Below are 21,004 nucleotides of genomic sequence, written 5' to 3' on the forward strand. Positions count from 1 at the left end.
TATATGAATCCTAATCACGAACATGCGTGCGGATGCGAACACACGCACGAAGAAGAGAACCAGTACAACAAGTACGAAGATGCGTTGAGTAAATATCAAACGAATCTGAAGGACGATGAAATTGCGGAGAAGACAGCCCGTCTCATCGAAAAGCACCTGGAAGAAAACAATACGAAGGAAGTAAAGAAGTTCCTTTTCAACTGTATTGACTTGACTACACTGAAGTGTACAGACAGCGACACAAGCGTGATGAAGTTCACGGAGAAGGTCAATGAGTTTGTCGACCGCTACCCTGACCTGAAGAACGTGGCTGCGATTTGTGTATATCCCAACATGGCTGAAATCGTCAACGATACACTGGAAGCAGACGACGTGAAGATTGCCTGCGTATCGGGAGGTTTCCCCTCTTCACAGACCTTCATTGAAGTGAAAGTGGCCGAAACTGCCATGGCCATCCATAGTGGCGCAGACGAAATAGATATCGTGATTTCTGTAGGCAAATTCCTGAGCGGTGACTACGAAGGTATGTGCGACGAAATCGAAGAGCTGAAAGAAGTATGCGGCGACAAGCACTTAAAAGTGATCCTGGAAACCGGTGCATTGGGAAGTGCTTCAAACATCAAGAAAGCTTCTATCCTTTCTATGTATTCAGGAGCTGACTTTATCAAGACTTCTACCGGAAAAGAAAGTCCGGCTGCCACACCGGAAGCTGCTTACGTGATGTGTCAGGCCATCAAGGAATACTTCCTGGAGACCGGCCGAAAAGTCGGATTTAAGCCCGCTGGAGGCATTAACTCCGTGCACGACGCACTGGTGTACTACACCATCGTAAAAGAGCTGTTAGGAGAAGAATGGCTGACCAACGAGCTGTTCCGTCTGGGTACAAGCCGCATGGCCAACCTATTGCTTTCTGACATTGTGGGAAGTGAAACCAAGTTCTTACTAAAAAGACTTCGCATAAGGAACAAAAAATCCCCTCTCTTCATTGAAGAAAGGGGATTTTTTTGAATCATTTATTTCGTTCAATCACATAATCGATGTAGGCAGTCAGAGCTTCTTTTAAACAGGAATCGGCCGAAGCAGGGACCAATGCCAATGCCTTATCGCGGAACTCGTACATTATGCGGGTGGCGTATTCAATTCCTCCCCTTTCTTTCACGGTTTCTACAAAGGCCGCTATTTCTTCTTTTGAAGCTTCCAAGGAACGTATCTTCAAAGCAGTCTGCTTCAAGCTGTCATCTCCTGTCTGATTCAACACGTACAAGGCAGGAAGCGTAAGTTTTCCTTCGAGCATATCGTTTCCTGTAGGCTTACCGAGTTCCGGACTCTCGAAATAATCAAAGATATCATCCTTTATCTGGAAAGCGATGCCAATCATTTCGCCCAACAATCCGGCTTTCATCACCTCTTCCTGCACGGCTCCTACCGATACGGCTCCACTCTGCGAACTGGCTTTAAACAGGGCGGCTGTCTTCTTCCGGATGACATCGAAATATGCCTCCTCTGAGAAATCTTCCTTACCAATATTGCCTAACTGCAGAATCTCACCTTCCGACAATTCCTGCCCTAAAGTAGCCACCAGTTCTACCAGTTCTACCTTACCGGTCAGTGCGGCATGCTTCAGACTTGTGGCCAGCATGTAATCGCCCACCAGTACGGAAACTTTGTTATTATAGATTGCGTTTACAGAAGACTGCCCCCGACGCTTGTCGCTCTCGTCTACCACATCATCGTGTACCAGACTGGCGGTATGAAGCAATTCCAGCGACAGTGCCGCATGAAAGGTTGATTCATTCAATGTACCGAACAGTTTAGCCGTCAGCATCACCAGAATAGGACGCATCATCTTTCCGCTCCGTTTCTTGATGTAAGCCAACACCTCTCCCAAGAGAGGGTCTGTGCTCGTCAAAGAGTCCTCAAAAAGCCCTCTGAATTCCTCTAATTCTTTTTCTACAGGCTGCTTTATTAAATCAATTTTGTTCATGTACATTTATTTAGGCCCACAAAAGTAATAATAAAAGACTGAATACCGTATTTTTTTGTACTTTTACATGAAAAAACTTAATATTTTTACACGAATGGAGAAGCTATTTCTATTAGACGCTTATGCACTGATTTACCGTGCTTATTACGCCTTTATCAAGAATCCTCGCATCAACTCGAAGGGTTTTAACACCTCTGCCATCCTGGGATTTGTCAATACGCTGGAAGAAGTGCTACGGAAAGAAAATCCCACTCACATCGGAATTGCCTTCGACCCGTCGGGGCCTACGTTTCGCCACGAAGCTTATGAAGCATACAAAGCGCAACGGGAAGAGACTCCGGAAGCTATCCGGCAGTCGGTTCCTGTCATAAAGGATATCATACGTGCCTATCATATTCCTATTCTGGAGATTGCCGGATACGAAGCCGACGACGTAATCGGTACACTGGCTACGGAAGCCGGTAAAAGAGGCATCAATACCTACATGATGACTCCCGACAAGGACTACGGACAGCTGGTGGGTGAACACGTGTTCATGTATCGCCCCAAATACGGTGACAAAGACTTTGAAGTGATGGGAGTGGAAGAAGTCAAGGCCAAGTTCGACATCCAGTCGCCTTTGCAGGTCATCGACATGCTCGGACTCATGGGAGATACAGCCGACAACATTCCGGGGTGCCCGGGTGTGGGAGAGAAAACGGCACAGAAACTGATAGCCCAGTTCGGCAGCATCGAGAATCTGCTGGCTCACACCGACGAGCTGAAAGGAGCCATCAAGAAGAAGGTGGAAGAAAACAAAGAGCAAATCACATTCTCAAAATTTCTGGCTACCATCAAAACGGATGTGCCCATCACACTCGACATGGAAGCACTGAAAAGAGAAGAGCCCGATGAAGAGGAACTGCGCCGCCTGTTTGAAATGCTGGAATTCCGAAGCCTGATTGACCGGGTAATCAAAACAGAAAAAAAAGCTCCCTCCTCTCCTGCCGCTCAACCCGATCTCTTTGGCTTTTTTGCGGAGGAAGATACAGCTGACGCCAAAAATTCAATTCTCACGAGGTTAGAAGACCTGTCATACGACTATCAACTAGTTGATAATAAGGAGAAAATGGCGGTTTTAGCCGAAAAATTACTTGCTCAGAAATTTTTCAGTCTAGACACGGAAACCACCGGAATCGATCCCATCACGGCAGAACTGGTAGGAATGAGCTTCAGTTTTGCCGAAAACCAGGCTTTTTATGTACCGGTACCGGCCAATCGTGAAGAAGCCCTTACAATTGTGAATATATTTAAACCAGCCTTCGAAAATCCCGATTCGCTCAAAATCGGACAAAACATCAAATACGACCTGATCATGCTGGCCAATTATGGAGTGACCCTGAAGGGAAAGATGTTCGACACCATGATTGCGCATTATGTGTTGCAGCCCGAACTTCGCCACGGCATGGATTACCTGGCCGAAATTTACCTGAAGTACGAAACCATCAAAATTGAAGAGCTGATTGGAGCAAAAGGGAAAAAGCAGGGAAACATGCGCGACCTGGCTCCCGAGGCAGTCTACAAATATGCTTGTGAGGATGCCGATGTAACGCTCAAACTGAAACAGGTACTCGAAAACGAACTGGAGACAAACGGCGTGAAAAAACTGTTCGAAGAGATAGAAATGCCTTTGGTACCGGTATTGGCTTATATGGAACGAAACGGAGTACGTATTGACACGGAAGCATTGAAAGAAACGTCACGACATTTTACAGCCCGAATGAACCAGATAGAAGAAGAGGTACACCAGCTGGCCGGAATGGAATTCAACATTGCCTCTCCCAAACAGGTGGGTGAAGTGTTGTTCGACCGCCTGAAAATCGTGGAAAAAGCCAAAAAGACGAAAACCGGTCAGTATGTCACTTCGGAAGAAGTACTGGAAAGTCTGAGGGGAAAGCATGAAATCGTAGGAAAGATTCTGGAACATCGCGGACTGAAGAAGTTGCTGGGTACCTATATTGATGCCCTCCCCCAGCTTATCAATCCGGCTACCGGACGCATTCATACTTCTTTCAACCAGACGGTCACAGCTACCGGACGACTAAGTTCAAGCAACCCGAACCTGCAGAACATTCCTATCCGTAACGAAGACGGAAAGGAAATCCGAAAGGCTTTCATCCCCGACGAAGGATGCGAATTCTTCTCGGCCGACTATTCACAGATTGAGCTGCGCATCATGGCGCATCTGAGCAACGACCCGCACATGATTGAAGCTTTCCAGAAAGACCAGGACATTCATGCAGCTACTGCCGCTAAAATATATAAGGTAAAACTGGAGGAAGTGACACGCGAGCAAAGAAGCAAAGCCAAAACTGCCAATTTCGGTATCATCTACGGAATTTCAGTGTTCGGACTGGCAGAACGTCTGAACGTTGACCGCAAGGAGGCCAAAGCACTTATCGACGGATACTTTGAAAACTATCCGAATGTAAAGGCCTATATGGACCAGAGCATTCAGGAAGCACGCGAAAAAGGATACATTGAAACTATCTTCAAACGCAAACGCTATCTGCCGGACATCAACTCCAAAAATGCAGTCGTCAGAGGATATGCCGAACGAAATGCAATCAATGCCCCCATTCAGGGCAGTGCCGCCGATATCATTAAAGTAGCCATGATACGCATATACCAGCGTTTCCAGGAAGAAGGTATCCGCTCGAAAATGATTCTCCAGGTACACGACGAATTAAACTTCAGCGTCTTGCCGGAAGAAAAAGAAAAAGTGCAGCAAATTGTGATAAGCGAAATGGAGGCTGCTTACAAAATGAAAGCTCCACTGCGTGCAGACCATGGTTGGGGACACAATTGGCTGGAAGCACACTAAGCCATCCGGATTGTTAACCAATGTTTAATTAGTGACATTTTGCTAATTTATCGCATTTTTTTTGCCGGAATGCATACAACATATCAAAGCTTTTACTACATTTGCACCGTCAAAAAGAACAAAACGTAAGTAAAACCTTAAAATTAGAAAGATATGAAAAAGATGAATTTAGCAAAGTGTGTAGTTGTTTTAGTTATAACTTTTGTTGCAAGCTTGTCAACTTATGCTGCTAAAATGAATAACAACCTGATTTACAATGCACAAGAAGTTAACGGATTGAAAGTTGCAGAAACTGTATACAAGAAAGACGGTAACATGCTGACAAACTACATGAAGTATAACTACAAATACAATGACAACAACCAGATGACTGAAAATATGTCACAGAAATGGAATGTAAACAAGAACTGCTGGGAAAACGATTTGTGTATTCGTTATACATACGACAACAAGAGTGTAACTACAGAATACTACAAATGGAATTCCAAGAAGAATGATTTCATTCTGATTCCAGAAATGACTGTTACAATGGACAAATGATTAAATAAGAAAATTCATAAACTCTCTTTTACAAAAGAGGCACTTCGTGATGAAGCGCCTCTTTTTTTATTTTCTACCGACGAAGTCCGCCAAAATTGCCGCTCATTCCGTAGAAGAATAGGCAGGAACTTAAAAAATAACTATCTTTGCAGAGAATTAGAGTATTATGCATCAGAAATAAATCAGAAATAAACAATAAATTATGGCATTACAATGTGGTATCGTCGGTTTGCCAAACGTGGGAAAATCGACACTTTTCAACTGCTTATCAAACGCAAAAGCCCAGGCGGCCAACTTCCCGTTCTGCACCATCGAGCCCAATGTGGGCGTGATTACGGTGCCCGATGACCGTCTGAACAAACTGGCCGAGCTGGTGGAGCCCGACCGTATAGTGCCCACTACCGTGGAAATTGTGGACATTGCCGGACTGGTGAAAGGGGCCAGCAAGGGCGAAGGGCTGGGCAACAAGTTCCTGGCCAACATTCGTGAAACGGATGCCATTCTGCACGTGCTGCGCTGCTTCGACGATGAGAACGTGACGCATGTGGACGGCAGTGTGGACCCGGTGCGCGACAAGGAAATCATTGATACGGAACTTCAGCTGAAGGACCTGGAAACCATTGAAAGCCGCATTCAGAAGGTGCAGAAACAGGCGCAGACCGGGGGCGACAAGGTGGCCAAGCAGACGTATGAGGTGCTGGTGCGCTACCGTGAGGCGCTGTTGCAGGGCAAATCGGCACGTACCGTGCAGTTTGAAACGAAGGACGAACAGAAAATAGCGCACGAGCTGTTCCTGCTCACCTCGAAGCCGGTGATGTATGTGTGCAACGTGGACGAAGCCAGCGCCGTAAGCGGCAACAAGTACGTGGAGCAGGTGCGTGAGGCGGTGAAAGAGGAGGGTGCTGAAATCCTGATTGTGGCGGCCAAGACGGAAGCCGACATTGCCGAACTGGAGACGTACGAAGACCGCCAGATGTTCCTGCAGGAGGTGGGGCTGGAAGAGTCGGGCGTGAGCCGGCTGATACGTGCGGCCTACAAGCTGCTGAACCTGGAGACGTACTTCACGGCCGGAAAGATGGAGGTGCGTGCCTGGACGTTCCACAAGGGATGGAAGGCTCCGCAGTGTGCCGGTGTCATCCACACGGATTTCGAAAAGGGATTTATCCGCGCGGAAGTCATCAAGTATGACGACTTTATCCACTATGGCTCGGAAGCTGCCGTACGTGAGGCCGGAAAACTCAACGTGGAAGGCAAGGAATACGTGGTGGAAGACGGCGACATCATGCACTTCCGTTTCAACGTATAATCAACTTATTTATCAAGCACGGGCTTACACGCTCCGTGCTTGTTTTTCTTTATAACTATTTTCACCATGAATTATCTCATCATCGGAACGGGCGGTGTAGGAGGATGCATCGCCGGCTTTCTGGCACTGGCAGGCAAGGACGTGACCTGCATTGCCCGCGGAAAGCACCTGGAAGCCATCCGCCGGCAAGGGCTGCACCTGAAGTCGGACCTGAAGGGGGAGCATTTCCTCCGCGTAAAGGCATGTACTGCCGAAGAATACCAGGGAAAGGCGGATGTCATCCTGGTGTGCGTGAAAGGCTATTCCATTGACTCCATCCGCCCCGTGCTGGAGCGTGCGGCTACCCCCCACACCCTGGTCATCCCCATCCTGAATGTGTATGGCACGGGGCCCCGCATCGGTCGCCTGGTGCCTTCGGTCAAGGTGCTCGACGGGTGTATCTACATCGTGGGCTTCGTGTCGGGCGAAGGGGAAATCAGCCAGATGGGCAGCATCTTCCGCCTGGTGTTCGGTGCGCGTCCGCAGCAGCAGGTGGCTCCCGAACGGCTGGAGAGGATTGCCGGCGAACTCCGCGAGTGCGGCATCAAGGTGGACGTGTCGGACGACATAAACCGGGATACGTTCATCAAATGGTCGTTCATCTCGGCCATGGCCTGCACGGGTGCCTATCACGACGTGCCGATGGGCGAGGTGCAGCACGAGGGTGAGGTGCGCGACACGTTTATCGGCCTGTCGCGTGAGAGTGCGCAGATTGGGGAGAAACTGGGCATCGCCTACCCCGGCGACCCCGTGGCCTACAACCTGATGGTGATAGACAAGCTCGACCCGCACAGCACGGCTTCCATGCAGAAGGACATTGCCCGGGGGCATGAGTCGGAGATTCAGGGCCTGCTGTTCGATATGATTGACCTGGGCACACAGTTACACATTGACATGCCTACTTACCGGAAGGTGGCGCAAAAATTCCGTCAAGCATGAAACATCTTATCGATATTGACACCTGGGAGCGGAAGGAGAACTATCTTTTCTTCCGCGATTTCCATAATTCCTGGATTGCCATGACCAGCGAAGTGGACTGCACGGAGGCGTATGCGGAAGCGAAGGCGCAGGGCCGTTCCTTCTTTCTGTATTACCTGTACGCCATTCTTCGTGCGGCGAATGAAATCAAGGAGTTCCGTTACCGGTGGGACAAGCACGGGCAGGTGGTTTACCACGATACGGTAGACATCACGACGCCCATCGCCGTGCCGGGAAAGACGTTCTACACGGTTCGCATTCCCTGGAACAGTGATTTCAAGGCTTTCTACGAGGAAGCACGGCGCATCATCACCTCTATCCCAGAGGACGGAGACCCGTACGGCACCGACAAGGAGATTGCAGCGCAGGGCGATTTTGACGTCATCCTGCTCAGTGCCACGCCCAAGCTGTACTTTACCTCCATCTCTTACACGCAGTATGCCCCAGGCCATCCGCTGGACTATCCGCTGATGAACGCGGGCAAGGCGGTGACACGTGAAGGAAGACTGGTCATGCCCATTGCACTGACCGTGAGCCATGCCTTTGTAGACGGGGCGCACATCTCACTGTTCTTCGAGAAAGTAGAGAAATATTTGAAGGAAAGATAAACAAACACTTCATCAATATGCGCAAAACGCAGGGTTCTGTTCTACGTTTCCCACGGCGGAACCCTACGTTTTCCACAAGAGAAACCTACAGTTCGGGGCTGGGAAACATAAGGATTCCACACGGAAAACCTAAAACATACAAGCACACCCTTATATCTATACAATAATGTTTTTGACTTCCCGCTTTTTGTGGCTTAATTTGCTTCTAAAGAATATCGTTATGACAAAAAGAACAAGCTGGTTCCTGTCTGTAGCCGCCACTGTCATCGTACTCATGGGGGGCGGTTACGCGGCACTGCGGCATAGCCGGACGCAGGTGCATACCCTCATCAATCAATCCTTGCAGGAAGCCGAACGCCTTCACTACAACGACCGTCTGAATGCGTTCAGCAGGAACCCGCGCATCTACGTAGACCCGGCCCTGAAGGCTTATCTTTTCGCGCCCGTCTCCAGCCGGGAAATCAAAAGCTATACGCTCCAGACTACAGAGGGGAAAACCACTTACCTGTTCAAGGACAGCATCCCGGAAGAGAAAGCCCGGAAACTATTGAACGAATACCTGCTGGCAGACATACAGCCCGTCAAGGTGGAGGAAGTGAACCGGTTGTTTCAGGAACAGCTCGAACAAAGGCATGTCAGCGGAACGGCGGGTGTGTTTTATTCCGACAAGTCGGCCCGCACCCACACACGGGCAGGCATCTTACCCACGCCCTCAGCCTATAAGACTCCGGTCTGCTGGCTCGACCTGACTCACAGCCTGCAACTGCAAGGGTGGGCGGACTACGACTGGCTGACTTTGCTCCGCCATATCCACGCGGGCTTTTACGGGCTGCTGTGCCTACTGCTTGCTGCCACAGGTATACAAGTCTGCCTTTACCTGAAAAAACGGCAAAATAAGCCTGAAAAAGGGCTGAGCATCGACCTGAAGCAGCAGATATTGCTTATCGACGGCATGCAGTGTGCCATTTCCAGTCTCGACTTGCAGCTTCTTTACCTGCTATGGGAAAAGAAAGGAGAATGTGTGAACCGTGAAGACTTGAAAACGGCTTGCTGGCCGCACGACCCGCAGGCGGATGAGAAATTAGACGCGCATATACAAACAATCCGGAAAGTCCTGCAAGACTTCCCGGATTATCGGATTTCCACCGCCAGAGGACGGGGATATTATCTGACTGCTGCCTCCAGTTAAGGATTCTGCACCAGATTAGGATTGGCGTCTATCTCGGTCTGCGGAATGGGGATGGCCAGACGCGAATCATTCGGCTGGATGGTATAAGCACCGGAAGTATCCAGCGAAGTCAGGTGCCAGCTTCCCTTACGCTCCACGGGCAGTTTATTACGCGTATAATCGTACACTGCCAGGCCCTCGCCCACCAGTTCCTTTCTTCTTTCTTTCAGGATGCGCTCCAGAGTGAAATCGGCAGCGGCATTTACTTTCATGGCGGTATTCGTGGTACGGTTGGTAATCACGTCGTTCAGGTATTCCATTCCCTTGGTAGCCTGCTCGCCCCCTATTTTCAGACCTGCCTCGGCTGCATTCAAATAAATCTCTGACAGGCGCACGATGCAGAGGTTGTTGTCGCGCGGATCGCCGGTCTTGCCGGGGAACTTCGTCAGATAGACCGCGCGGTTACGGGCTGCTTCGGGGAGACCTTCATTATTTGCTATGGCAGATACTTCTGTCACACAGTGGCGCACATCCTGCGGGTCTTCATCCAGCAGGTTCAGGTAGTCTTCCGACAGTATCAGGTTGTTCCAGTCCACTTTTTCCTCATTGGCATAGACCATGGGGGCTCCTTCTCCACCCGAGCCGCCGGAAGGTTCCGTCAGCGAGAAGTAGAACTCGAAAAGCGATTCGCTGGTGTATTCCTTTCCCCAGACAGTGGGGTACTCGTCGATGGTGTACAACTGATACAGGTTTTTACTGTTTTCGATGACATCTGTAGCTGCCTTGTAGGCATTCGGATAATCCAGCTTGTTCAAATAAACTCTTGACAGAATACCCTGCACGGCCCAGTAGTTCAGATAACCGTCTTTCTTCTCCTTGCTAAGGCCGGCCAGCGAACCCGTCAGGTCGGCAATAATCTGGTCATAGCATTCGGCCACCGTATTGCGCTCCGGCTTGGAGTCGGGTTCAGTAGCAGTGGTAACGATGGGTACTCCCAAAGACTGGCCGTTGTCGTACGAATAAGGCATGGCAAACACGCGTATCAGGTCGTACAGTGCCAGTCCTCGCATGGCCAGCGCCTGAGCCTTGATTTCATCCAGCGCCTGCGTGTCGGTGGTATTCACCTGTCCGCCTTCGATGGCGGCTATCAGGTTATTGATCTGGCGAATCACCTTGTACACCTGGTTCCACGGAAGACTCGTGTTGAAGCTGTCGGTCGATTTGACATTGTATTCGTAATAGGGAGAGACTCTTTTTCCGTCTCCCTTGCTCATACGGGCCTGCACGTCGGCCGCACGGCAGTCGCCAAAATAAAAGAAGTTATCGCCATAATAGCTGTGTGCCGAAGCCAGACGATAGATGCCGTTCAGGGCTGTCTGGGCATTCTCCAGCGTAGTAAAGGCCTGGTCGGTAGTTACGGACGTGGACGGATTCAGGTCCAGCCAGCTGTCCGAACAAGAGGTACATGCCAGTGAGGCGGCAAGAAAATAAATATAGAGTGGTTTCATAATCCAGTTCGTTTTTAGAAAGTTAATTGTACGCCGAAATTGAAGGTACGCATGGCGGGTGCCTCGCAGAACACTTCTCCGTTGACCGGAGTTTCGGGGTCATACTGTTTCCATTTGGCCCATGTCAGCAGGTTGCTGCCTGAGAAATAGATACGGGCTTTGTCTATCAGGACCTTGCGGGTCCATTCGGAAGGAAGCGTAAACCCGAACGTAAGGTTCTTCAGACGCAGATGGTTGGTGCTGTGAATGTAGCGCGAAGAGTTCTGAGGTCCGGCATCTTCCCCATACACAAAGCGTGGCACATCGGTCTGGTCGCCCGGCTCCTGCCAGCGGTCCATGGCATATACCGGCAGGTTGTACCTGGAAGTATAGATATTGCTCGCTCCGTTCTCAATGTAGGTACCGACCTTATCGTAAGAATATCCACCCAACGAATAGGTCAGTGTAAAGCTCAGGTCCAGCCATTTGTAGTTCAGCATGTTCGTCAGACCGCCGGACACCTTCGGGTTAACCGACTTGTAAGGAATGGCCTGCGCCTCACTGGCATCCTCCGTCAGGCTCCGGTCTATAATCACCGTACCATCTTCCTGCGGTATTTCCTTGTTGCGGTAATACATGGCCTTACCCGTATCCGGATTTACTCCGGCGTATTCCGTTACGTAGAAAGTATAGTAAGGCAATCCTACTTTGTGAATGAACCATGTGCCTTCGATTGACTGCTCCAGCTGTCCATTGAGTGACACAATCTTGTTCTTGTTGTGGCTCAGATTGAAGACCGTTGTCCAGTTAAAGTTGTCATTGGCAAAGTTGATGGTACGCAGTTCCAGTTCCACACCCCGGTTGTTCAACTGTCCCACATTGCTCAGGTAGTTCGTAAATCCGGTGGTGGCACTGATAGGAAGGCTATACAGCAAATCCTTCGTATCGCGGTTATAGTATTCCACGCTCAGGAAAATGCGGTTGATGAACGATACGTCCAGTCCCACGTTCAGGTTATAGTTCTTTTCCCATCCCAAATTGGAGTTGGGGATAGATGATTCATACGAACCGGAACCGCCCATGTAGCTCTGCCCGAAAGCATACAGTCCCATATAGCCGTACAGGGAGCTCGGCTGGTTACCGTTCACACCGTAAGAGGCACGAATCTTCAAATCGCTCAGAATGTGCTTCACAGGCTGCATGAACGCTTCGTTGCTCACATGCCACATACCCGATACGGACCAGAAATTTCCCCAGCGGTTATCGGGTGAGAGGCGGGAACTACCGTCGCGGCGGAAGCTTCCTGCCAAATAATAACGGTCGTCATAATCGTAGTTCAAACGTGAAATATACGACAGCATACGATAGTCCTGTGTTGATGAAACGAAGCTGTTCAACACCGCTGCGTTATCCGGCTCCGTCAGTCCGGCATACGAAGGAATGTTGGAACGTTCGCCGGATGCCTTATCCGTCTGGTAGCTTTCCACTTCGTACGCAGCCAATACATCCAGATGGTGCTTCTGCGCAAAGGTCTTCACGTAATTCACCGAAGTAGAAGAAATCAGCTTTCCATACTCGATGAATCCTTTGGAGGACTGTGCATCGGAACCGCTCTTCGGTCCTGCAGAACTCAACGGATTGTAGTAGCGCGAATCCTTCTGGATGGTATAGTCATAGCTTAACGTTTCCTTTATTTTCAGGCCCTTTATCGGTTCTACGGCCGCATAGCCGGTGGAGAACATACGCGTCATCCGCGTGCGGTTATAGTCCGTCAGAATATCACGCAGCGGGTTCAACTGTGTGCCGTCGTACGCCCCTACATAATTCCCGGCTTCATCTCTCACCAGCATGGAAGGAGTCATGGTCATCGCCACACACAAATACGGGTTGATGGCAGAGCCACGTTCTTCGTTCATCTCCTGGTTCATCTGGGTAAACATCATGTTGGCACCTACCTCACCGTACCGGCCCACCTTCTGGGTCATGTTCAAACGGGCAGAGTAGCGGTCCAAGCTGGAGTTCTTGGCCAATCCTTCCTGGCTGTTATAGCCCAAAGAGGCATAGAAAGTGGTCTTCTCGTTTCCTCCGGATACGGATGCCTCGTAATCCTGCTGGATGGCGGTACGAAGCAACTCTTTTCTCCAGTCGGTATAGCCCATGGAAGGCACAGACGCATACTTGTCAATCTCACCGTCTGCATAGCCGGTAGGGTCTGCCATCTGCTTGTCCGTGGCATAGTTTACCAAGCCCTCGTACAGCAGCTCACGACGCTGGTCGCCGTTCAGTGTCGGACGGAAATCAACCGCCGCATTCGAGAAACCTCCCGACATATTAAAGGAAACCTGTGCCTTGCCAGCCTTTCCTTTCTTGGTCGTAATCAGGATTACGCCATTGGCCGCACGCGAACCATACAGAGAGGCTGCCGCCGCATCCTTGATAATCGTAATGTTTTCAATATCGGCCGGATTCAGCGTACTCATGATATTGGTCTTTGAGTTGTTCATGTAAGCCGCATCGGCTCCTCCGGCACTCAGGCTACCGGAAGTAACCGGCACCCCGTCAATCACGAACAGCGGTTCCTGAGAGGCATTGAACGAGCCCATACCACGGATACGGATGCTCTGATTGGCTCCCGGCTGTCCGGAACTGCTGGTAATAGACACACCCGTGGTCATTCCCTGCAGCTTCTGCTCCACGCTCATCACGGGGATGTCTTTCATCATATCTCCCTTCAGGGTATTGGCAGACCCCGTAAAAGAAGACTTGGTGAAATTACCGTATCCCGTCACCACCACCTCTTCCAGGTTCATGGTCTCAGGCTGAAGCACCACGTTCAGGTGTTCTTTCTTGGGAACCTTTATCAACTGAGTTTTCATACCCAGGTAAGCCACGACCAGAATCTTGTCATCCGGTCCCACTTCCAATGTATACTTTCCATCAATGTCGGTCACTACCCCATGCGCTTCGTTTCCCTGTACGGAAATCGTAGCACCGATAAGCGGCTCGTGATCTTCCGCTGAGATAACCAATCCGCTGATGGTACGCTGTTGTGCAAAAGTCTGTTGACACACCACACACAGCAGCAATAAAACTAAAAGTCTGATTCTTTGCATTTTGACGATTTTTGTTTTTAATTCCGTAGAATACTTCGCAAAACACACGCCAAAAACAGCCTTTTTATACTTTATTTTTTAAAAATTTGATTACAAGAACGTTACACGCGATTAAAAAAAAGAAAGGCTGTGGAATTTCTGCACATTTGTAGAAATAATCCACAGCCTTTTTTCTGTTTTATTTACTGTTCAGATAGTCACACAGCCTCTGTACGGCTCTTGCCCGGTGACTGATCCTGTTCTTTTCTTCAGCCCCCATCTCCGCAAAAGTCTCGGAATAACCTTCCGGCACGAACACCGGGTCGTAGCCGAAGCCGGAGCTTCCTTTTTTCTCCCGGATGATTTCTCCCTTCACAATGCCTTCGAACAAATGCTTTTCTCCTCCTTCTATCAGGCAGATAGCCGTACGGAACTGCGCCTTCCGGTTCTCCTTGCCTTTCAGTTCTGCCAGCAGCTTCTTCATGTTGGCTTCCGAATCGTGACCTTCACCGCCCGCATAACGTGCCGAATACACCCCGGGAGCCCCGTCCAGCGCTTCCACCTCCAGACCGGTATCGTCGGCAAAGCAATCCATGCCATAATGCGCATGAATATATTCCGCCTTCAGCGCGGCATTTCCCTCCAGCGTATCCGCCGTTTCCGGAATATCGGCTTCACAACGGATGTCTTTCAAACTCAGCACTTCCACTTTATCTCCCAAAATGGCACGTATCTCCTCCAGCTTATGGGCATTGTTAGTAGCAAAAACCAGTTTCTTTTTCATGTTGAACTTTTTCTTGACAATTATACATTTCTGCACAAAGATACACATCGCCCGACAGTATTTCAACTAACGGCCGCAAAAAGCCGATAAAAAAGCCTGATCTTCCCTCAGGAGACCAGGCCTTTATCACGAAGGCTATGCGCCGTTAGTTCAATACGATTTCATCTACAAACAAGAATCCGGGATTGCCCTTGCCGCCGTGCCATGCCGGGATATTCTTTTCGGACAAAGCCGTTACCTTCACGTAACGGGTCTTTACCGGGTCAAACGTCAAGGTATGGGTATAAATCTGGTTGGCATCCGTTTCCTTCATAGCCGGATAAGCTTCCGAAGCCACTTTCTTGAAAGTCTTGTTGTCGTCCGACACCTCTACGGTAATACCTCTGGTATCAAACGTCCAGTCGCCCTTTTCCACGCAAGTGCGCAGGGTCATGGAACTGATTTCGGTAGCTTCCTTCAAATCAATCACCGCCTCCATGTCATTCTTGTAGAAAGCAATCCAGCATCCGGTCTTGTAGTTGCGGTCGCCCGTCATACCGTCTACCAGCGTAGTGGCACCCTTAAACTCGTAAGGCTTATTGATAGGCTGCAACATGGTGATAGGTTTCGCTGTAGACTTGCTGAACGCAATGCTGTCACGCGTAATGCGGGAGTTGCCTTCCGGACGCACGGCCATCATGCGCAGCACACATGCCGCATCAATGGTCAGTCCGTTTTCATACTTGGACGAAGCAGTGGTAGGTTCCGTACCGTCGAGGGTATAGTACACAGGCGCATCGTCGATGGTGCTTGCCGTTACATCCAGCTTGCCCGTTTCCGTGTTGGGAGCGATGTTCACATTCACATCGAAGATATGCGTCGCGTAGTTCCATCCCTTCAGCTGGTAAATCCTGGTCAGACGAGCCGTGCGTTTCAGGAATCCCTGATAATCCTGCTTCTTTTCAGGAGCGCTCCACTGCGTTTCACAAAGCGCAGCCATACGCGGCAATACCATGTACTGTGCCTGTGCCATGGTCGGGATATATTCCGTCCAGAGGTTCGCCTGCACACCGGTAATGAACTTCTGTTCTTCCGGAGAAAGGGCAGACGGCATCGGTTCGTAGCTGTACACCCGTTCCATAGGCAGATAGCCGCCGATGGCCAGCGGTTCACTGTCCGTATCCTTTGCCTGATAATAGTCGAAATACAGGTACGTGTTCGGCGTCATGATGACATTGTGCTGCTGACGGGCCGCTTCAATACCACCGGCTTCCCCTCTCCACGACATCACCGTGGCATTCGGAGCCAGTCCGCCTTCTAAGATTTCATCCCAGCCAATCATGCTGCGGCCGTTCTCGGTGAGGAACTTCTCGGCTTCATGTATCACGTAGCTCTGCAGATACTCTTCCTTCGAGTGCTTGCTGTCGCCCTTGATGCCCAGCGCCTTGATACGTGCCTGACACTTCGGACAAGTCTCCCACTTCACCTTCGGACATTCGTCGCCACCCACATGGATGTATTCCGACGGGAAGATGTCGATGATTTCCGCCAGCACATCCTTGATGAACTGGATGGTCTTGTCGTTACCCGCACAAAGCACGTTGTCGGAAATACCCCACATGCGCCACACTTCATACGGACCGCCCGTACATCCCAGTTCCGGATAAGCCGCCAGCGCCGCCTGCATGTGACCCGGAAGGTCGATTTCCGGAATGACCGTGATATAGCGTTCCGCCGCGTAGGCCACGATTTCCCGGGCCTGCTCCTGCGTATAGAAACCGCCGTAAGGCTTGCCGTCATACTCGCCCGAGTTACGTCCGATCACCGTCTCGCTGCGTTTGGAGCCGATTTCCGTCAGCTTGGGATACTTCTTGATTTCGATACGCCATCCCTGGTCTTCCGACAGATGCCAGTGGAAGCGGTTGATGTTGTGCAAAGCCAACATGTCGATGTACGTCTTGATTTCATCCATGCTGAACATGTGACGGCCCACATCGAGCATCATACCACGGTAGCTGAAGCGCGGCGAGTCGTTGATTTCCACTGCCGGCAGTTCCACCGCTCCTGCCCCCTCATGCACCGACACCGACTTGCGGAGCGTCTGGATGCCATAGAACACACCCGCTTCCGAAGGAGCGGAAATCTCCACCTTGCGGTCGTCCACCTTCAGCCGGTACGCTTCCGGAGAATCAGCCTCCAGCCCCAGGCGGAGCACGATGCCCTCTTCCCCGTCACCTTCCGCCACCTTCAGCGCGATGCCCGTCTGTTCCTTGATAAAAGCCGCCAGGAACTCGGCGTTCTTCTTCATCTTTTCATTCCCTGCCGTATAGCAGATGGTTTCCCCGCTCTTCAGCAGGAACGAACCCTGCGATGCCGCCGTAATCTCCAGCGGCATGGGCACCACCTGATAGTCGGCCACCGCCATCGGACTGTCCGTACACGAGGCCATCAGCATTCCGGCAAATGCCAGCCCCATACAATTCATTTTTGAAAATGGTTTCATAATCAATACATATAAAAGATTAGTAATCAGATTTTATTCCATCACATCGGCCAGCTGGTGAATCACCACGGAAACGTCCTCCAGCGGCGTACCGTCGGCCGAAGACACCGTGATGCGCTTCGTCTCGCCCGGCAGCAGGTCGAAGAAATTGTCGGAGAAACGCGCCCCCTGCAAGGGCACCTCCACGAACACGTCGCGCGCCAGCACACGCGACTTCAGGGTCAGTTCCATCACCCCACCCTTCTTCACCTTGCGGCAGGCTATTTCAGCCCTGGGCAGACGCTGCTCCTTGGGATACACCGGATAGAACACCTCGTCCGAGAGCACCTCCCGTCCGTCCGCGCCCCTGAGCGTCATGCGGATGAACGAAGCCGTAGTGTCACAGCCCTTGAAAGCCTTCTGCCAGTCTTCCTCAAAGAACACCTCCGAAGCATTAACCGGCAGCATCCCTTCCACCCGATGGCGGCGGATCACCTTTCCCTGAAAGTCCGTCAGCGCCAGGTGCAGCGTCACCTTCTCCGTCTGCAGGCGGTCGGACAGCACATAGAAACGCAACTTGTCGCCCTCGCGGATGGCATCCACCAGCACGGGCGCAAAGGCACGGCGCGTGTGATACTGCATGGCCTTCCAGTTGCCGTAATAATCGATGGCCGACCACGACACCACGGGCCAGCTGTCGTTCAGCTGCCAGGGCAGACTGCCCATGCAGTACGGACGGTTACGGCGGTGTGCCACCATGCCCCGGCGCATGCCGTGGCCCTGCAGCACCAGCCCTACGTAGACTAAGTCTTCAAACTTCTCCGGCACCGGATAATACAGGCTCATGGTTTTCTTAATCAAGGCATTCCCTATCGTGCTCTTCTGATGCGCATTCATTACGGGCGACTCCAGCTCATAATCCTCGGGCGAAGCAAAGGTGCGGATGGTCTTCATCTCCGGAAAGGCCTGAAAGCCGTACTCGCTCATGAAACGCGGTATCTCCTTATCTAAACTCTCGAAAGGCTTCTGCCCGTACCACGTGCCCCAGTTATGGCTGTCGCCCACCTTCCAGCTCTCCGGTCTGCCCCAGTTGGCCTCCAGCGGCGAGCCTTCCAGGTAGAAGCGCCCCGGATCAAATTCTTTCACCTTCTGCGGCAAAAGCTGACGGAACAGCACGTCGTATCCCTCCTGCATCTGCTGATAGACCTCGGGCGAATATTTCTCCTTCCATCCCCAGTAGCGTATACCCTCGTATATCTCGTTATTACCGCACCACATGGCCAGCGACGCATGATTGCGCAAACGCTTAATGTTGTATTCTACCTCGCGGGCTACATTGCGCAGGAAAGCCGGATCATGCGGATAGGTGGTACAAGCAAACATAAAGTCCTGCCATACCAGAATGCCGCGCCTGTCGGCTTCCTCAAAGAACGCATCGTCTTCATAGATACCGCCGCCCCACACACGAATCATATTCATATTGGATGACTGCACATCCTCCAGCAGACGGCTGTAGCGCTGGCGTGTGACACGCGGCAGCAGGGCATCCGACGGAATCAGGTTTGTACCTTTGGCAAACATCGGCACCCCATTCACTTCGAAGTAGAAACTCTGACCGTCCTTATCCTCCTCCTGGACTACACGTATCGAGCGCAGACCAATCTGGTGACTCTTCTGTGACACCACTTGCCCATCGACCGACACTGAAGCCTCAAACATATACAACGCAGGCTCTCCCCAACCGTTAGGCATCCACAAATGTGGCTGCTCCACTGTTACAGGAAGAGAAATATGATTAAGCCCCGGCTGCAATTCCACTACCTTCTCTATGCTTTTATCTGACTCACCCGCATAACTGTACGTCACACGTACCACAGCCTGCTGTGTATGATTACCAATATTATTTATTTCTAGACGATTGTCTACCTCTGCCTGTTCAGCACTGACTGACTGCTGGTGCACGAAATAATCTTCCACTACCGCCCGGTCCGCAAACTGCAAATACACTGGCCGCCAAATACCACAAGTCACCATACGGATGCCCCAGTCCCATCCGTAGGAATAAGGAGCTTTCCGACTAAACACACTTAATTTTTGAGGATAATGGTCATTATCTGCAGGATAATCAAAACCGTTGCTCTCCCATTGAGGCATCAGTTCACGAATAGGCGAACGAAAACGTACTACAAGTCTGTTTTCTCCTTTTCTTAAAACAGACTTGACAGGTACCCGATATCCCACAAACATATTATCTGCTTTCAGCAACAAAGAACCATTTAAGAAAACATCTGCATAGGTATCAAGCCCTTCAAAAACCAGATACACCCCTTCATGATGTAGTTGCTCTTCTGTCAGTACAAATGAAGTGCGATACAACCAGTCTTCCTTTTCTACCCATTGTATTTTCTGCTCATTCATGCCATAAAAAGGATCAGGCAATTTATCATGAGCTATCAGGTCCTGATGCACCGTGCCCGGCACCTGTGCAGACAACCATTCATTACTACCGTACATTGAAAATTCCCATCCAGTATGCAGCTGATGGATTTGAGATAAACTACTGCCCGACGCATGATTTCCATAAGTCAGTAAAAAGGCCAGTAACATCATCAGAGTGACTTTTGACATATTTTTCACGTTATAGATTCAAGTATCGCAATATCAGGTACAAAATAAAATAAGTTTTTCCGATAAGCCAAATTAATCGAAAAAACTTATTTTATTTTAGTTTTTTAAGGGAAAAGTTTATTTTACTTTAAGCTTATCAAAGCCTTCGCCATATACTCCAACTACATTACTTTGTGAAATGAAGGCATTCGGATCAATGTCCTTTACTAAACGGAAGATATCGAGTGATTCCCTTTTTTTAGCCAAAACCACTACTACCTTTATTTCCTGTTTACTATACCATCCCTTTCCATCAAGCAAAGTCACTCCACGATCAATCTTTGTCGCAATCCCTTCGGCTATCTCCTCATATTTGCGTGAGAATATCAGAAACTGCACAGACTGCCGTGTACTGTTAATCACATAGTCAATGACGATACTCATCACAAATAAGACACAAAAACCGAACAATACCCTGCGCCAGTCGTGAAAAATAAAATAACAGGATGAAATGATGACGATATCGCAATACATCATCATCCGCCCCAACGTAACATCCTTATACTTATTGATAATCCAGGCAATGATATCCGTTCCACCCGTACTTCCATTATTACAGAACACGATACCAATTCCAAAACCCAGCAGACCAGCACCTATCACACAAGCCATAAAATCCTGACCAGGGCCTAACAACTGAGGAAGATTGCCATTCTCATCCTTCAAAATCATCTGAAAGAACCAGAGCAGGAAAGTCAGCATAAAGATGGCAAAGATGGTCTTAATACTAAATTTAGGCCCTAATATTTTCAAGGCAAAACCCAAGAATATTGCATTAATCACAAAATAGGAGACCTGAATCTCTATGCCTGTGGCATAATAAATAATTGCCGCAATACCCGTTACTCCTCCGGTAGTAATCTGATAGGGAAGCATAAATGCAGCCCAGCCAATGGAATAACAAATCAGCCCGAAGGTTATGGCCAGATAGTCTCTGGACTCCCGGCCCAACTTTTTCTTTAATAAAGCTTCCATAGACAATAAAAAAACAGTCCGGAATGAACAGAAGATACCTCCTGTTCATTCC

At 49.9% G+C, this 21,004-nt stretch carries 14 protein-coding genes; 7 read left to right on the plus strand and 7 right to left on the minus strand.

What is annotated here, in order from left to right:
- Positions 1-3: 3 nt before the first annotated feature.
- Positions 4-1,008, plus strand: coding sequence for a deoxyribose-phosphate aldolase (gene deoC / locus BACPLE_RS05135; protein ID WP_007559511.1), 1,005 nt, complete (start codon positions 4-6; stop codon positions 1,006-1,008).
- 1 nt (position 1,009) lies between these two features.
- Here deoC and BACPLE_RS05140 read toward each other — a convergent pair whose 3' ends face one another.
- The gene (locus BACPLE_RS05140) at positions 1,010-1,984 is read right to left on the minus strand and encodes a polyprenyl synthetase family protein (RefSeq protein WP_040312469.1); all 975 of its coding nucleotides are present in this window, start codon (positions 1,982-1,984) and stop codon (positions 1,010-1,012) included.
- 94 nt (positions 1,985-2,078) lie between these two features.
- On the opposite strand from BACPLE_RS05140, the gene polA reads away from it, so the two are divergent.
- From polA to BACPLE_RS18555, 6 genes are all read left to right on the plus strand, one after another.
- Positions 2,079-4,847: a DNA polymerase I gene (polA, locus tag BACPLE_RS05145; protein WP_040312470.1), complete on the plus strand. Its 2,769-nt coding sequence runs from the start codon at positions 2,079-2,081 to the stop codon at positions 4,845-4,847.
- Between the two features lie 153 nt (positions 4,848-5,000).
- Positions 5,001-5,387 carry a DUF3836 domain-containing protein gene (locus tag BACPLE_RS05150; RefSeq protein ID WP_007559517.1) on the plus strand — a complete coding sequence of 129 codons (387 nt, stop codon included), beginning with the start codon at positions 5,001-5,003 and terminating at the stop codon, positions 5,385-5,387.
- A 202-nt stretch (positions 5,388-5,589) separates the two neighbouring features.
- Positions 5,590-6,693, plus strand: a complete 1,104-nt coding sequence (gene ychF / locus BACPLE_RS05155) for a redox-regulated ATPase YchF (RefSeq protein ID WP_007559520.1) — start codon at positions 5,590-5,592, stop codon at positions 6,691-6,693.
- Positions 6,694-6,759: 66 nt separating this feature from the next.
- Positions 6,760-7,671, plus strand: a complete 912-nt coding sequence (locus BACPLE_RS05160) for a ketopantoate reductase family protein (protein WP_007559522.1) — start codon at positions 6,760-6,762, stop codon at positions 7,669-7,671.
- Positions 7,668-8,318, plus strand: a complete 651-nt coding sequence (locus tag BACPLE_RS05165; protein WP_007559524.1) for a chloramphenicol acetyltransferase — start codon at positions 7,668-7,670, stop codon at positions 8,316-8,318. The genes BACPLE_RS05160 and BACPLE_RS05165 overlap by 4 nt, the downstream gene beginning before the upstream one ends.
- A gap of 220 nt (positions 8,319-8,538) precedes the next feature.
- Positions 8,539-9,507, plus strand: a complete 969-nt coding sequence (locus BACPLE_RS18555; RefSeq protein ID WP_050792066.1) for a winged helix-turn-helix domain-containing protein — start codon at positions 8,539-8,541, stop codon at positions 9,505-9,507.
- Here the strand turns inward: BACPLE_RS18555 and BACPLE_RS05175 are convergent.
- From BACPLE_RS05175 to BACPLE_RS05200, 6 genes are all read right to left on the minus strand, one after another.
- Positions 9,504-10,994 (minus strand): RagB/SusD family nutrient uptake outer membrane protein, encoded by a 1,491-nt coding sequence (locus BACPLE_RS05175; RefSeq protein ID WP_007559529.1) that lies wholly within the window; start codon positions 10,992-10,994, stop codon positions 9,504-9,506. The two genes, BACPLE_RS18555 and BACPLE_RS05175, sit on opposite strands and share 4 nt — an antisense overlap.
- A gap of 14 nt (positions 10,995-11,008) precedes the next feature.
- Positions 11,009-14,086 carry a SusC/RagA family TonB-linked outer membrane protein gene (locus BACPLE_RS05180; RefSeq protein WP_007559531.1) on the minus strand — a complete coding sequence of 1,026 codons (3,078 nt, stop codon included), beginning with the start codon at positions 14,084-14,086 and terminating at the stop codon, positions 11,009-11,011.
- A gap of 178 nt (positions 14,087-14,264) precedes the next feature.
- Complete coding sequence (locus BACPLE_RS05185) at positions 14,265-14,849, minus strand: non-canonical purine NTP diphosphatase (RefSeq protein ID WP_040312472.1); 585 nt, start codon at positions 14,847-14,849, stop codon at positions 14,265-14,267.
- A 145-nt stretch (positions 14,850-14,994) separates the two neighbouring features.
- Entirely contained in the window at positions 14,995-17,331 is a 2,337-nt protein-coding gene (locus BACPLE_RS05190) for a glycoside hydrolase family 20 protein (RefSeq protein ID WP_007559536.1), read from the minus strand.
- A gap of 33 nt (positions 17,332-17,364) precedes the next feature.
- Positions 17,365-19,938 carry a beta-mannosidase gene (locus BACPLE_RS05195; protein ID WP_007559538.1) on the minus strand — a complete coding sequence of 858 codons (2,574 nt, stop codon included), beginning with the start codon at positions 19,936-19,938 and terminating at the stop codon, positions 17,365-17,367.
- A gap of 117 nt (positions 19,939-20,055) precedes the next feature.
- Positions 20,056-20,952: a YitT family protein gene (locus tag BACPLE_RS05200; RefSeq protein ID WP_007559540.1), complete on the minus strand. Its 897-nt coding sequence runs from the start codon at positions 20,950-20,952 to the stop codon at positions 20,056-20,058.
- Between the last annotated feature and the right edge of the window lie 52 nt (positions 20,953-21,004).

It is taken from the genome of Phocaeicola plebeius DSM 17135 (assembly GCF_000187895.1).
GTDB lineage: Bacteria > Bacteroidota > Bacteroidia > Bacteroidales > Bacteroidaceae > Phocaeicola > Phocaeicola plebeius.

Excerpts from the sequence above, each read along its gene's own strand:
- deoC (WP_007559511.1), top strand. The coding sequence starts at position 4 with ATGAATCCTAATCACGAACATGCGTGCGGATGCGAACACACGCACGAA.
- BACPLE_RS05140 (WP_040312469.1), bottom strand. The coding sequence starts at position 1,984 with ATGAACAAAATTGATTTAATAAAGCAGCCTGTAGAAAAAGAATTAGAG.
- polA (WP_040312470.1), top strand. The coding sequence starts at position 2,079 with ATGGAGAAGCTATTTCTATTAGACGCTTATGCACTGATTTACCGTGCT.
- BACPLE_RS05150 (WP_007559517.1), top strand. The coding sequence starts at position 5,001 with ATGAAAAAGATGAATTTAGCAAAGTGTGTAGTTGTTTTAGTTATAACT.
- ychF (WP_007559520.1), top strand. The coding sequence starts at position 5,590 with ATGGCATTACAATGTGGTATCGTCGGTTTGCCAAACGTGGGAAAATCG.
- BACPLE_RS05160 (WP_007559522.1), top strand. The coding sequence starts at position 6,760 with ATGAATTATCTCATCATCGGAACGGGCGGTGTAGGAGGATGCATCGCC.
- BACPLE_RS05165 (WP_007559524.1), top strand. The coding sequence starts at position 7,668 with ATGAAACATCTTATCGATATTGACACCTGGGAGCGGAAGGAGAACTAT.
- BACPLE_RS18555 (WP_050792066.1), top strand. The coding sequence starts at position 8,539 with ATGACAAAAAGAACAAGCTGGTTCCTGTCTGTAGCCGCCACTGTCATC.
- BACPLE_RS05175 (WP_007559529.1), bottom strand. The coding sequence starts at position 10,994 with ATGAAACCACTCTATATTTATTTTCTTGCCGCCTCACTGGCATGTACC.
- BACPLE_RS05180 (WP_007559531.1), bottom strand. The coding sequence starts at position 14,086 with ATGCAAAGAATCAGACTTTTAGTTTTATTGCTGCTGTGTGTGGTGTGT.
- BACPLE_RS05185 (WP_040312472.1), bottom strand. The coding sequence starts at position 14,849 with ATGAAAAAGAAACTGGTTTTTGCTACTAACAATGCCCATAAGCTGGAG.
- BACPLE_RS05190 (WP_007559536.1), bottom strand. The coding sequence starts at position 17,331 with ATGAAACCATTTTCAAAAATGAATTGTATGGGGCTGGCATTTGCCGGA.
- BACPLE_RS05195 (WP_007559538.1), bottom strand. The coding sequence starts at position 19,938 with ATGTCAAAAGTCACTCTGATGATGTTACTGGCCTTTTTACTGACTTAT.
- BACPLE_RS05200 (WP_007559540.1), bottom strand. The coding sequence starts at position 20,952 with ATGGAAGCTTTATTAAAGAAAAAGTTGGGCCGGGAGTCCAGAGACTAT.